The 13,450-nt window shown below is 32.3% G+C and carries 14 protein-coding genes; 12 read left to right on the top strand and 2 right to left on the bottom strand.

Annotated features, from left to right (window positions below):
- The 12 genes from K6343_00565 to K6343_00510 all read left to right on the top strand — a co-directional run.
- A partial coding sequence (locus K6343_00565) for a nucleotide sugar dehydrogenase (protein MEF3244467.1) occupies nucleotides 1-1,258 on the top strand: 1,258 nt, incomplete at its 5' end.
- The gene (locus K6343_00560) at nucleotides 1,255-2,691 is read left to right on the top strand and encodes a WecB/TagA/CpsF family glycosyltransferase (protein MEF3244466.1); all 1,437 of its coding nucleotides are present in this window, start codon (nucleotides 1,255-1,257) and stop codon (nucleotides 2,689-2,691) included. The genes K6343_00565 and K6343_00560, both read left to right, overlap by 4 nt.
- On the top strand, nucleotides 2,688-3,704 hold the full coding sequence (gene csaB, locus K6343_00555) for a polysaccharide pyruvyl transferase CsaB (GenBank protein ID MEF3244465.1): 1,017 nt from the start codon (nucleotides 2,688-2,690) through the stop codon (nucleotides 3,702-3,704). The genes K6343_00560 and csaB overlap by 4 nt, the downstream gene beginning before the upstream one ends.
- Entirely contained in the window at nucleotides 3,676-4,326 is a 651-nt protein-coding gene (locus tag K6343_00550) for a ComF family protein (protein MEF3244464.1), read from the top strand. The genes csaB and K6343_00550 overlap by 29 nt, the downstream gene beginning before the upstream one ends.
- Before the next feature lie 10 nt (nucleotides 4,327-4,336).
- Nucleotides 4,337-5,584, top strand: a complete 1,248-nt coding sequence (locus K6343_00545; protein ID MEF3244463.1) for a serine hydroxymethyltransferase — start codon at nucleotides 4,337-4,339, stop codon at nucleotides 5,582-5,584.
- An 11-nt stretch (nucleotides 5,585-5,595) separates the two neighbouring features.
- On the top strand, nucleotides 5,596-6,222 hold the full coding sequence (upp, locus tag K6343_00540) for a uracil phosphoribosyltransferase (GenBank protein ID MEF3244462.1): 627 nt from the start codon (nucleotides 5,596-5,598) through the stop codon (nucleotides 6,220-6,222).
- Nucleotides 6,219-7,193, top strand: coding sequence for an undecaprenyl/decaprenyl-phosphate alpha-N-acetylglucosaminyl 1-phosphate transferase (locus tag K6343_00535; protein ID MEF3244461.1), 975 nt, complete (start codon nucleotides 6,219-6,221; stop codon nucleotides 7,191-7,193). Before upp ends, K6343_00535 begins: the two co-directional genes overlap by 4 nt.
- A gap of 1 nt (nucleotide 7,194) precedes the next feature.
- The gene (gene wecB / locus K6343_00530) at nucleotides 7,195-8,322 is read left to right on the top strand and encodes a UDP-N-acetylglucosamine 2-epimerase (non-hydrolyzing) (GenBank protein ID MEF3244460.1); all 1,128 of its coding nucleotides are present in this window, start codon (nucleotides 7,195-7,197) and stop codon (nucleotides 8,320-8,322) included.
- Nucleotides 8,309-9,568 carry a UDP-N-acetylglucosamine 1-carboxyvinyltransferase gene (gene murA / locus K6343_00525; GenBank protein MEF3244459.1) on the top strand — a complete coding sequence of 420 codons (1,260 nt, stop codon included), beginning with the start codon at nucleotides 8,309-8,311 and terminating at the stop codon, nucleotides 9,566-9,568. Before wecB ends, murA begins: the two co-directional genes overlap by 14 nt.
- Nucleotides 9,561-10,364: a diaminopimelate epimerase gene (gene dapF / locus K6343_00520; GenBank protein MEF3244458.1), complete on the top strand. Its 804-nt coding sequence runs from the start codon at nucleotides 9,561-9,563 to the stop codon at nucleotides 10,362-10,364. The genes murA and dapF overlap by 8 nt, the downstream gene beginning before the upstream one ends.
- Nucleotides 10,354-11,466 (top strand): alanyl-tRNA editing protein, encoded by a 1,113-nt coding sequence (locus K6343_00515; GenBank protein ID MEF3244457.1) that lies wholly within the window; start codon nucleotides 10,354-10,356, stop codon nucleotides 11,464-11,466. The genes dapF and K6343_00515 overlap by 11 nt, the downstream gene beginning before the upstream one ends.
- 58 nt (nucleotides 11,467-11,524) lie before the next feature.
- A complete protein-coding gene (locus K6343_00510) occupies nucleotides 11,525-11,839 on the top strand; it encodes a LapA family protein (protein ID MEF3244456.1) in 315 nt (104 codons plus the stop codon).
- An 8-nt stretch (nucleotides 11,840-11,847) separates the two neighbouring features.
- On the opposite strand, the gene K6343_00505 is transcribed toward K6343_00510, so the two are convergent.
- Both K6343_00505 and K6343_00500 read right to left on the bottom strand, forming a co-directional pair.
- Nucleotides 11,848-12,576 (bottom strand): hypothetical protein, encoded by a 729-nt coding sequence (locus K6343_00505; protein MEF3244455.1) that lies wholly within the window; start codon nucleotides 12,574-12,576, stop codon nucleotides 11,848-11,850.
- Nucleotides 12,577-12,587: 11 nt separating this feature from the next.
- Entirely contained in the window at nucleotides 12,588-13,448 is an 861-nt protein-coding gene (locus K6343_00500; GenBank protein ID MEF3244454.1) for a VIT1/CCC1 family protein, read from the bottom strand.
- Nucleotides 13,449-13,450 lie beyond the last annotated feature (2 nt).

Below are 13,450 nucleotides of genomic sequence, written 5' to 3'. Positions count from 1 at the left end.
AGGATTACCCCTTGCTCTTACTTACACACTCTACGGAGTAAAAGTATACGGAATTGACATTAACAAGAATTACATTGAAAAATTAAAAAATGGAAAAACGCACGTATATGAAGTATACAAAGGAATTCATATAGAAGAAATTTTACAAGAAAGTCTAAAGAAAGGTTTATTTGTTCCAACATATTCATACGAAGAAGGTTTAAAAGATATTAAAGATATTATTGTAACCGTTGGCATACCAATTGAAAATGAACAGATCAAGATGGAAGTTTTTGAAGATGCTATGAAAAGTATAGGAAGGTATCTTACAAAAGATAGTTTGGTATTAATTAGATCAACTGTTCCACCTTTAACAACAAGGAATGTCGCTTTGCCTATTTTGGAAAATGTAAGTAGTATGAAGGTTAACGAAGATTTTCTTCTTGCATATTCTTCTGAGAGAATCGCAGAAGGACAGGCATTTGAAGAATTCCAGACAATGCCTGTTGCTGTAGCAGGTATAAATAATGAAGGAACAAAAAAAGCTAAAGAATTATTGTCAATTATTAATCCAAATGTGTTTGAAGCAAGCACTCCTGAAGTAGTTGAAATATCAAAATTAATAGAGAATGCTTCAAGAGATGTAAATATAGCGCTTGTTAACGAATTAGGAAAGCTTACAAATGCAATTGGAGTAGATACAATGGAAGTAATAAAAGTAGCAAACACACACCGAAGAGTAAAACTATTAACACCAGGAATAGGAGTTGGAGGACATTGCATCCCATTTGCGTCTAAATATATCTTTTATACTTCCGATAAATTGAGCATAGAATTACCACTTCTTCATACAGCTAGAGAAGTAAACGATTTAAGGCCAAAAGAAATTGCTAATAGAATAGAAAATACTCTAAACAATTTAGGTAAAAAAATAGAAAATTCATACATAGTATTCCTTGGCATTGCTATGAAAGATAATTCTTCAGACATATCTGAAAGTCCTGGGGTTATGCTAAAAGAAATTCTTAAGTCAAAAGGAGCAAAGGTAAGATTCTTCGATCCAAAAGTAAGTGGAGTATTCGAAGATAAAGTTAACTCTTTAAAAGAAGCACTTATTGGTGCTGATGTTGTAGTAATACCCATTATCCAAGACGAAATAGATTATAATATCCAAAATTGGTTTCATTTATTGAATAACCAACCAATTATTTTTGATGCAAAGCAAAAAATAGACATGCAACAAGCAACCAAACTTGGAGCAGTATACATAAAAATATGAGAATAGAAATTTTTGATCTCCCTATAGATAATATTACATTTGAAGAGGCATTAAAACACATTGATAACTTAATTACCAAAGGCTTACCCTCTTATGCAGTTGCGGTTAACCCAGAAAAGGCACTAAAAGCATATAAAGATAAGGAGATATTGGAAATCTTAAAACATTCTAACTTAAATTTTGTTGATGGAGTTGGTATTATTTTTGCATCCTCGCTTTTTAAAGGAATAAAAATTAAGGAAAGGATCACTGGTATTGATTTATTTTCTTCACTACTTGCTCTTGCAGAACAAAAAGGGTATTCAGTATTCTTCCTTGGGGCAAAAGAAGAAAGCCTTCAAAAAGCAATAGAAAACATTAAAAACGAATATCCAAATTTAAAAATAGTTGGTTTTCATAATGGATATTTTGAAGATGAAGGTAAAGTTGTTTCAATAATAAGAGAATCAAAACCTGACATTTTATTTATCGGTATGGGATCACCCAAACAAGAAAAGTTTATCTACAGGAATTTGAATAACCTCAATGTGAAATTTGCTATGGGTGTTGGCGGATCTTTCAATGTTTTCTCAAAAGAATTTAAAAGAGCACCGGCAATTGTGCAAAAACTTGGCCTTGAATGGCTGTATAGGTTTTTACTTGATCCAAAACGCTTACCCCGTATTTTAAGTCTCCCAAGATTTTTACTAGAAGCCTATAAAAGGAAAATTCCTAGTAAAAAAGAAGCGGATTTAATAGGCGTAAAAATCTCCAATAGGACACTTGATGAAAATATTGAAATTTTAAAAAGTTTTATAAAAGAAGGCAACTATCATATCGTAGTTACAATAAATGGTGAAATGCTTTCAAGGGCCATTAAAGATAAAGAATTTTTGGAGATTTTAAAAAAGGCAGATCTTGTGATCCCCGATGGAATTGGCGTAATAATGGCGGTAAGAAGATTCGGAAAGAGAATCACCAACAGAATTCCCGGTATTGAGTTTGCCTGGGAAGTTCTAAGAGTTTCAGAAATTGAAGGGTATAGAGTGTTCTTCTTGGGAGCAGAAGAAGAAGTTATACAAAAGGCAGTCAACAATATAACAAAACAGTTCCCGAAATTAAACATTGTAGGTTTCCATAATGGCTATTTTACGGAAGATGCGGAAATAAGAAACCACATCTTTGAAAGCAGGCCACACATACTTTTTGTGGGAATGGGTGGGATAAAACAAGAAAAATGGATTGAAAAGAATAAAGATCTTGATATACCCGTAAATATCGGAATAGGTGGCTCCTTTGATGTATGGAGTGGAAAAGTTAAAAGAGCTCCTGTACTTGTTAGAAAACTTGGAATTGAGTGGCTTTATAGGACAATCGTCCAACCGAAAAGGATTGGCAGACTACTTAATATTGTTGAACTTACCGTTAGGATTTTTCTGGGGAGGCTAGATTGAAAAATGTCTTAGTCTCAGGATACTTTGGTTTTGGAAATTTAGGAGATGAAATAATAAAAGAGGTAATAAATAGGGAACTAAAAAAGAATAATATAATCGCTCTCTTTCTTGTTAAAGAAAAAAAGAATGAAAACGAAATTAATAGAACTAATATTGTAGAAATTCTAAAAAGTTTAAAAGAAGTTAACGCCTTTATTTCAGGAGGAGGTGGACTTCTACAAGATAAGACAAGTTTAAAAAGCCTTTTATACTACACAACGCTTATAAATCTTTCAAAGATAGCAAATAAAAAAACCTTTATTTTCGCACAAGGGATTGGCCCATTAAAGAAAAACATCAGCAAAAAGATAGTTAAACATGCCTTAACAGGTGTTGACTTAATAACCGTAAGAGACGAGGAATCAAAAAATTTACTTCTCGAGTGTGGTTTAAAAAACGAAATCTTTGTAACTTCTGATCTTGCTTTCCTCTATGAGTTCAGTACTTTACCAACTTTACCCATTGAAGAAAACTACAATGTTTTGCAGATAAAGGGAAACGAAAATATTGATATTGAAGAAATAGCAGATATTGCACGTTTTATACATTATAAAACGCACTATGAAACAATTCTTGTGCCATTTTATCCTGCAGTAGACTTGGGATTAGCCAAAAAAATTAACGAAAAAACAAAATTCCCAGTATTTGTTCCAAAAACCTTTGAAGAAGCATTTTCAGTTTTGAAAAACGCAAAGTTTGTAGTTGGGACAAGATACCATTCCATTGTTTTTTCAATTATGCTTAAGAAACCTGTCTTACCCATTTTTTACGATGACAAGGTTAAAAATTTAAGCAAATTTATAGGATTAACTGGTATTGAAATTAAGGATTTAACTTTATCTAATTTTGCAAATGTATTTACGGATTTTGTAAAGCAACAAAAAGAGATTACAAGTTTAATCGAAAATAAACTACCACAACTTAAAGAAAATGCAAAAAGGAATTTTGAAGCATTTCTTAAATACTTACATTAGAGATTTTTTTGAGGAGTTTGTTGCACCAGCGCATTGCGTAGTCTGTGGAAAAAAGCTTTATGATAGTTTTATTTGCAACGATTGCGCAAGTAAAATTGAATACAATAAATACCCTCTCATTTTTCACAAAGACATGATATACTATTTTGGAATGACAAACTACACTGGAGTTATAAAAACAGTAATAACTAAATTCAAATTTCAAAATTATAAAGTTATTGCTAAATTTCTATCAGAACAAATTATTCAGTTTACGGAGAAACAAAATATCCATTTTGAGACCATAGGCTATGTTCCAATGACAAAAAGAGAAGAAAGCGAAAGAGGATACAACCAAACATACTTAATTGCTAAAGAAATCGCAAGAAAAACCAATAAACCTATTTTTAAAGGATTATACAAAATTAGAGAAACTGAAAGGCAATCCAAACTCTCAAAACAAGAGAGAGAAACCAATATTAAAAACGCCTTTAGAGTTGATGCTAACCTTAATAAAGATATACTTATAGTTGATGATGTGTTTACAACAGGCTCAACAGCAAAAGAAATATGTGATACAATTAGTAAAAGAAATAAAAATAACTTAATTTATTTTATTGCAATAGCAAGAGCATTAGAGTAAGGAGGTAAAAGTGAGAATCAAAGAAATTGATTTAGAACTTGCGCAAGCCATGCAAGGTGAGCTTGAAAGACAGAGAAGTAAACTTGAATTAATTGCTTCTGAAAATTATGTAATGGAACCCGTCCTTGAGGCTCAAGGCTCAGTATTAACAAATAAATATGCCGAAGGCTACCCTAACAAAAGATACTATGGCGGGTGTGAATTTATTGATATTGTTGAATCTCTTGCAATTGAAAGAGCAAAAAAGCTTTTCTCAGCTGAAGATGCTAACGTTCAACCGCATTCAGGATCACAGGCAAACTTTGCAGTCTACTTTGCAACAATGCAACCAGGAGATACACTTTTAGGAATGGACCTATCTGCAGGCGGACATTTAAGCCATGGCAGTCCGGTAAGTATCACAGGAACATACTTTAAAGCAGTCCATTATGGAGTAGATAAAGAAACTGAGCTTATTGATTACAATCAGGTAGAAGATTTAGCAAAACAACATAAACCTAAAGTTATTATTGCTGGAGCAAGTGCATACCCACGATTTATTGACTTTGAAAAATTTGCAACGATTGCAAAGAGTGTCAATGCATATTTTATGGTAGATATGGCTCATATTGCTGGTTTAGTTGCAGCAGAAATACATCCATCACCTGTGCCTTATGCAGACTTTGTAACCTCAACAACACATAAAACACTCAGAGGACCAAGAGGAGGATTAATACTTTTCAAGAGTGAACATTCAAAAATAATAAATAAAGCAGTCTTCCCAGGGACTCAAGGTGGACCTCTTGAACATGTAATTGCTGCAAAAGCTGTTGCACTAAAGCTAGCAATGACAGACGAATTTAAAGAGTATCAAAAACAAGTTGTAAAAAATGCAAAAGCACTTGCAAATGCTCTTATGAAACTTGACTTTAGGCTCATAACCAATGGAACAGATAATCATCTTATTTCAATTGACCTCAGGAACAAAGGCATTACAGGTAAAGACGCAGAGATTCTCCTTGATTCAGTATACATAACAACAAATAAAGAATCAATACCGTTTGACCCACTCCCACCTACAAAAACCAGCGGTTTAAGACTTGGAACACCTGCACTTACCACAAGGGGGATGAAAGAAAGCGAAATGGAACAAATTGCTTTCCTCATTAACAAAGCAATTGAAAATAGAAACGATGAAAAGAAATTAGAAGAAGTGAGAAACGAAGTCAAATTATTAACTCAACAATTCCCACTTTATAATAATATATCTTATATTTAAAGGAGGTTATTTTGGAAAACGTAATTTTAATACAACACCCTTTAATTCAACACAAACTTACCTATCTAAGAAAAAAAGATACAAACCCAAAAGAATTTAGAGAGTTAGTAAAAGAAGTTTCGGGCTTGATGGTCTTCGAAATTTTTAGCAATATCAAACTAAAAGAAATAGAAATTGAAACGCCAATTTCTTCAACCAAAAGCAAAGTTATAGACGAAGATATTGTGATTGTGCCGATTTTAAGAGCAGGTATGATAATGGCAGAAGGAATACTTAATATCATCCCACAAGCAAAAGTTGGATTTGTTGGAATTTATAGAGATCCAGAAAGTTTACAGCCAGTTGAGTACTATTGCAAACTGCCCGAAAACTTAGAAAATTCAACTGTAGTGATAGTTGACCCTATGCTTGCAACAGGAGGCTCTGCAAATAAAACAATTTCCTTAGTAAAAGAGGCAAAAGCAAATAAAATTTTATTTGTATGTTTAATTTCTGCACCAGAAGGAATTGAAAAAGTAAGACGTGAAAATCCAGACGTAAAAATATATACAATTGCAATTGATGAACATCTTAACTCACATGGTTATATTGTGCCAGGATTAGGCGATGCAGGAGATAGATTATTCGGCACAAAATGAAAAATCTAATCATTTTCTTGAATAAAAACTCTTTTACAATATCCTACATTTTCTTACTTGGTTTCTTTGTTTCTTCTTTTCTTACACCACTTTCAATTATAATTGGAAGAAAGTTCGGCATCATTGATCTTCCGAATAAAGAGTCAAGAGAAAAAATCCATAAAGAGCCAATTCCTCGTTCTGGCGGTATTGCAATCTATATTACCATAATTATCCTTTTTCTTTTTGTACAACAATTCAGTAAGCAACTTTTGGGAATAATAACTGGAGCAACAATCTTATTTTTTGGTTTACTATTCGACGACAAAAAGGGACTTACAGTTAGGCAAAAATTTTTAATACAGTTCATCTCTGCAATAGTTGTTGTTCTTACAGGGACGAAGTTTCGGGAGATTTCAATTCCATTCACAGACAACATGCTAAAACTTGGTATATTAGGTGACGTATTCACCGTTCTTTGGATCGTTGGTTTAATTAACGCTATAAATATAATCGATGGCCTTGATGGACTTGCTTCTGGAGTCTCACTCATTGCTTCTTTCTTTTTGGCAATTACGGCAATGTATAAGGGAAATTTAAATTTAGCATTAATTCTTATAGGGCTCTCAGGTGCACTTCTTGCATTTCTCATTTATAATTTTAATCCTGCACGTGTCTTTCTTGGAGATTCAGGTGCAGGACTTCTTGGTTTTATGCTTAGTATAATTTCAATCATCGGTGCCTATAAAATCAATACTTTTATTGTAGTTGCTTTACCAATTCTTGCGTTGGGAATTCCGATTGTTGAAGTATTCACATCAATTGTAAGAAGAATCATACATGGAGGGTCTCCTTTTAAATACGATAACGAACACATACACTATAGACTACTTAAAAAAGGACTATCTCAAAAAACTATTGCGTTAATATACTACTTTATTACCTTCGTGTTATCGATTACAGGTGCTATAATAACTTTTGGGGCAAAATGAGATGAAAAAGAAGGTTTTTTTGGTTTTTGGAACAAGACCAGAAGCAATAAAGATGTACCCAGTGTATAAAGAGCTTAATAAATTTGATGATATTGAAACAAAAGTAATAATTACAAGCCAGCACCAAGAAATGCTCAAACAAGTTCTTGAAATGTTTGAAATTAAAGTTGACTACGACCTTAATGTAATGGAAGACAGACAAACCCTCACAAAAATCACTGTAAAAGTGCTAAACGGAATGAAAGAGATTTTTGAAAAAGAAAAACCAAATCTAACACTCGTTCATGGAGACACAACAACTACTTTTGCTTCAGCTCTTGCTTCTTTTTATGAAAAAATCCCTATTGGACATGTAGAAGCAGGGTTAAGAACCTACAACAAATATTCTCCGTTTCCAGAAGAAATGAATAGGGAACTTACAGACGCACTTGCTGATTTATTTTTTGCTCCAACTGAACAAACTAAGTTAAATTTAATAAAAGAAGGAGTTAAAGAATTTAAAATTTTTGTAACAGGAAATACTATAGTTGATTCTCTTTTAGAAATAATTTCTAAAGATGCTAAAACTGATTTGCCTATTGAGGAAAATAAAAAATTCATTGTAGTAACAGCCCACAGAAGAGAAAACTGGGGACAACCAATGGAAAACATATGTAAAGCAATTGATTACATAAGCAAAAAATACGGTAACGAATACAAGATAATTTTTTCCGTTCATAAAAACCCTGTTGTAAGAAACGTTGTAAATAATATTTTACAAAACAACGAAAACGTTAAACTCGTTGAACCCATGGATTACATAACTTTTATTAAGCTTCTTTCAAAAGCAGAAATAATCTTAACTGATTCCGGAGGAATCCAAGAAGAAGCTCCAACTCTAAAAAAACCCGTGCTTCTCTTAAGAGAAACAACAGAAAGACCAGAAGGAATAGAAAGTGGAGTTGTTAAACTTATTGGAACAAACTTTGAAAAAATCGTAATAGAAGTTGAAAACCTAATTAATAATGAAAATGAGAGAAATTCTGTAGCAAATGTAAGAAACCCTTTTGGTGATGGACTTGCAGGTAGAAGAATTGCAAAAATAGTTCACGAATACTTACTAAGTGGAGGAACAGATGGAATATCTTGAAATAAATGGTGGTAAACCCCTTAGAGGGAATGTAGACATCTCTGGCTCTAAAAATGCTACCTTTCCTATATTAGCTTCTTGTTTAGTCATTGAAGGAAAGTGTAAAATCTCTAACGCACCAAATATTATCGATGTAACAAGCTTCATAGACCAAATTAGAAAAATTGGTGTCTATGTTAAAATGGAAGGCAATGAAATCGAAATAGACGCAAGTTCCAATTTCAGAACCGAAATACCCCCAGAAGAAGCTGCGAATATTAGAGGTTCGCAAACCTTTTTAGGGGCTTTTATTGCAAAGGAAAGAGAAGCTTCCATTCCAAATTTGGGTGGTTGTAATATTGGAAAGCGACCTATTGATCAACACATTAAAGGGTTGAAGAGTTTAGGCGCAGAAATCACATGGGAACACGGTATACTAAAGGCTCATGTCCCAAAAAAATTAAAAGGAACAAGAATTTTTCTGGATTATCCAAGTGTTGGTGCAACAGAAAACATTATCCTTGCTGCTCTTTTTGCTGAAGGAGAAACAGTAATCGAAAATGCCGCAAGAGAACCTGAGATTAAAGATATGATAGATTTTTTGAACAAGGCCGGAGCAAAAATTACATTAAATGGTTCTGGTAATACTATTAAAATTGAGGGTGGTAAAAAGCTTAAACCTATTGAATATGCGATAATCCCTGATCGAATTGAAGCTTCAACTTATCTCATCTTAGGTGCAATTACAAAAGGAAAAATCACAGTAAAAAAAGTCCAGCCAAAGCACCTTGAGGCGGTCATAATGAAACTAAAAGAAATTGGCCTCGATTTAAAAGTTACCGATGACACAATAACTATTACCTACAAGGACCAATTCAGTGGAACCACCATCAAAACCATGCCATACCCAGGGTTTCCCACAGATGTGCAATCTCAAATGCTTACATTATTAACAATTTCAAAAGGAACAAGTGTTATAACAGAAACGGTCTTTGAAAATAGATTTAGAATTGTAGATGACCTTATAAAGATGGGTGCAAACATTAGACTTGAAGATAAGTCAGCCTTTATTACAGGTGTATCAGAATTAAAATCTTCGATTACAACAGCAACGGATTTAAGAGGCGGTATGTCCTTGGTCTTAGCAAGTCTATCTGCCAAGGGCATAAGCAAAGTATTTGATCCAATACATATCGATAGGGGGTATGAGGAGTATATTAAAAAAATAAAAAAATTAGGCGGAGAAATAGAAAGAAAAAATGCTTAAATTTTATAAATTTGAATGTGCTGGCAATAATTTTGTAGTGATAGATAGAAGGTTTAACGAAATTAAAAACCTAAGGGAAACTGCTAAAAAAATACTTGATAGGCACTTCTCCGTGGGAGGAGATTCTCTCCTTGTACTTGAAAATAGTGAAGTTGCAACAATAAAAATGAGGATTTTAGAAAAAGACGAAAGTGAATCATCTATGTGCGGTAACGGTCTTCGTTGTATAGGTTTGTACTTTGATCGGTTTTTTAATATGCAAAATATCACAGTAGAAACCCTTTCAGGTCTAAAACAAGTTAACAAGATAAAAGACAATTATTTTGAAGCAAATTTGGGAAAAATGTTACCTTTAGATGATTTTGTTAAGTCATCTTCCGGTAGTATCTTTTTAAAGATTAATCTATACGGTTTGGATTTACATATTGTAAATTCCTCAGAACCACATGCGGTAATTTTTTCTAATCAAATCAATAGAATTCAAAAAACAAAAGCTCTAAAAATAATAAAACATACTGAAATATTCCCAAAAGGAATTAATGTTGATTTTGTGAAAATTATAGACAAAAATACTATAACAACAAGGACGGTTGAAAGAGGAGTGTTTGAAGAAACACTTTCTTGTGGAACAGGTGCTGTTGCCTCTGCTTATGTTTTTAATAAAGTTTCTGGTGGTTCTGAAATTGTAACCGTTCATACAAGAGGAGGTACGCTTAACGTAAAGTTAAGAGAATCTGGAAATCTCCTATCAGGCCCTACAAGATTAGTATTTGAAGGAATTTTATATGAATTATGATGTTTTAGAGTTTAACTCAAAAATTTTAAACCAATTTGAAAAAGACGGAAAAAAGTTCATAATCCTTAGTGAAACTCATTTTTATCCCGATGGAGTTGGAGGCCAGTTAAGCGACAGAGGATACATTGGGAATGCAAAGGTATTGAATGTATTTGAGGATGATAATGGAAACATACTCCATCAAGTTGATCACTTTGAAGAAACTATTCCTGTTCACTGTAAAATCGATGCCGAAAGAAGAAAAGATATTGAAAGAGAACATACTGCACAACATATAATCTCAAGAGCATTAGAGGTTCTTTACGGGATAGAGACTGTTAGTTTCCATATGGGGGAAGAACTTTCAACAATTGATATCAACAGAGTAGAATTAAAAGAGGATGAGTTAGAAAATGTTGAATTACTCTCAAACAAAATAGTTTTAAGTGGAAGGGCTGTTAAAAAGTATTACATAGATAGAGAACAAGCATATAAGATTGATATAAGAAAGGCTTCAGAAATTAAAGGACCAATAAGAATTGTAGAAGTCGATGGTTTTGATATTACAATGTGTGGTGGCACACATGTTAATGTAACAAATGAAATCGGAATAATAAAGATCTTTAAAAAGGAAAAGGTAAAAAAAGATTATTTAAGGTTGTATTTTGCTTCGGGACTAAGAGCTCTTAAAATAATTCAAAAAAAGGTAAACATCCTTGGAAACTTATCAAAGTTGTTTACAACAAGTGAACAAGAACTTGGTAATTCAATCCAAAAATTAATGGAAGAGAACAAAAATTTATCAAAAAAGATAAAAACCATTGAGGAAATACTAATAAACGAACTATCAACAAAATTTAATGAAGGTGATGTAATTAAAGAAAACATTGAAAATATATCCAAGAAGACTTTTGAAAAGCTTGCTGTTTCCTTAAAAAAGAAAGGCGTAAAAGGTTATCTAAAACTTATAGATGAGTTTAATTCAACTTTTGCATTCCTTTCAGATGTAGAAATAGAAAAAAACTACAGATCTTATACAATAGAAGGTGTTAAATTTGTTACCATCCCTAAAGATGAGGAATTAGTATTTGAAAGCTCATTAGCCTACAAACTGATAATTTGAAAAACAACCTCTTTAACTTATAATTAAATAAAAAGCACCTATTTAAAGGAGGTGACTTATGAAAAAGTTAAATTTCTTTTTAATCATTATGCTAATAGTTTTGCTTTGCACTGTTTTACTTTTGATACAAAATAACGAACAAGTTACGGTAAATTTCTTAGTATTTCAATTTATAACAACTCTTGGCGTTTTTGGTTTTACGCTTCTTATTTCAGGTCTTTTAATAATGTGGATTATTACTCTCTTTGTTCACTATAGAGAACTTTCGAAATATAAACAACTTTTAAAAGAAAAAGATGACGAAATTAAAAACCTTGAAGAAAAGATAACGGCACAACAAAAGCCTTTAGAAGATAATAGCAAACAGAAGTAAACAAGACTTTAGTCTTGATCTTGTTGAAGTAGATTATCCAATATTTTTTGAACGTTTCCGTATTTTGGATTTTTTGTTTCGACCCTTGAAAAGTACTCTATTGCCTTATTCATATCTTTCAGGTTAAGAAAACACAATCCCATTCCAAAAACAACTGCAAGTTCATCTTCATTCATGGGAAGATACGGAGGGTCATAAAGGGAAAGATACTTTAAAGCAAGATTATAGTCTTTAAGTTCATAAAAAATTGAGCCAAGCAATCTTACCATTTTTATAGTTAGTTTATCTTCATCAACTACTAAGAGAGTATTTTTTGCCTTAATTAAATCTTCACCTATGTAGTAAAACATGGCAGCAATAAGTCTTAAGTATGGAGTGTCGTATTTTTCAAAATTTTGACTGATTAAGCTAGCTACCTTTTTTACAGTATCTTTGAACTTGTTTTTATCATGAAATAACCTGTATAATTCTTCCTCATTTTCGAATAATTTGGAAGCAGTAATTACTTCCTCGTATGCCCTAATGCTATCACCCTTTTCAATATACTTTGAAGCAAGGGAAAGATGCCTTGAAGACTTGTATTCATTAGATAAAATTAACACAAGATGTAATACAACGGCAACCAAAAATGAAGCCAATCCAAAATACTGCTTTGTTTTATCAAACAGCGAGAAAAAAGCAAAGACATACCCTATGGTGATTAAACTTACGAAGAATTTAGGAACTTTTTTAATCACACAGCACCTCTCTAAATATTAATATGTAAGAAACTTCTTGCCAATAAACCTATAAGGAATGTTAGCAAAACAACACCAAAAACAACAAACACCATCTCAATAAAACTCTTTAAGAAGCTTTTATCTTGAACAGTAGCAATATAGAAAGAAAAAATAGTAATAATAGCTACACCAACAACAATGGAAATTAAAAAAGCGATATAGTAATTACTTAAGAAAAAGAAAGGTAATACAAGTAAAATAACAACAAGAAAATAAGCAAAAAATGTATAAAAAGCGGCTTTTATTGGACTTCTTTCTGTTTTTATATCAGTCTTTTTAGAAATATATTCAGAAGCAGCCATTGAAAAAGATGCGGCAATACCTGTTATTAACCCTGCAACTCCTATGGTTTTTGAGTTTTGGAGTGCTGACGATAAACCAGAAATAGTTCCGGTTATTTCAACTAAAGCATCGTTTAGGCCAAGGACAATAGAGCTAACGTAATCAACTCTTTCTTCTTCAATTAGCTGTATGAGGGTATTCTCATGACTCTGTTCATCTATTAAAACTTCTTTAGCAAATGATTCATAACCAGCTTTTATAAAATTTGCATATTCATCGGTAGCTTTTTTCTCATTTTTTTCCATTAATTTGATTACAAAGGTAACTCCGAATAACACCGCCAGGATCTTGTATAAGGCAACCAAAAAGAAATGCTCTTTAACGTTAACTTTTGTAATGTCTTTCAAAATTTTATAGTGCTTAGCCTCTTCAAGAGCAATCTTAGAAAGTATCTCCTTGTTTTTTCCTTTTGATTTAGAAGCTAAATAAGAATAAATTTTAAAACCGTTGAGTTCATCCTTTTGTTGATCTAAAAATTGGTTTTTCATGT

Source organism: Caldisericaceae bacterium (assembly GCA_036574215.1).
Taxonomy (GTDB): Bacteria; Caldisericota; Caldisericia; order Caldisericales; family Caldisericaceae; genus Caldisericum.
The sequence above is the reverse complement of the archived record's forward strand: the minus strand, read 5'-3'. Positions and strand labels throughout refer to the sequence as shown.

Coding starts and splice junctions, on each gene's coding strand:
- K6343_00510 (MEF3244456.1), top strand. CDS start 11,525: ATGAAAAAGTTAAATTTCTTTTTAATCATTATGCTAATAGTTTTGCTT.
- K6343_00515 (MEF3244457.1), top strand. CDS start 10,354: ATGAATTATGATGTTTTAGAGTTTAACTCAAAAATTTTAAACCAATTT.
- K6343_00500 (MEF3244454.1), bottom strand. CDS start 13,448: ATGAAAAACCAATTTTTAGATCAACAAAAGGATGAACTCAACGGTTTT.
- K6343_00535 (MEF3244461.1), top strand. CDS start 6,219: ATGAAAAATCTAATCATTTTCTTGAATAAAAACTCTTTTACAATATCC.
- murA (MEF3244459.1), top strand. CDS start 8,309: ATGGAATATCTTGAAATAAATGGTGGTAAACCCCTTAGAGGGAATGTA.
- wecB (MEF3244460.1), top strand. CDS start 7,195: ATGAAAAAGAAGGTTTTTTTGGTTTTTGGAACAAGACCAGAAGCAATA.
- dapF (MEF3244458.1), top strand. CDS start 9,561: ATGCTTAAATTTTATAAATTTGAATGTGCTGGCAATAATTTTGTAGTG.
- K6343_00560 (MEF3244466.1), top strand. CDS start 1,255: ATGAGAATAGAAATTTTTGATCTCCCTATAGATAATATTACATTTGAA.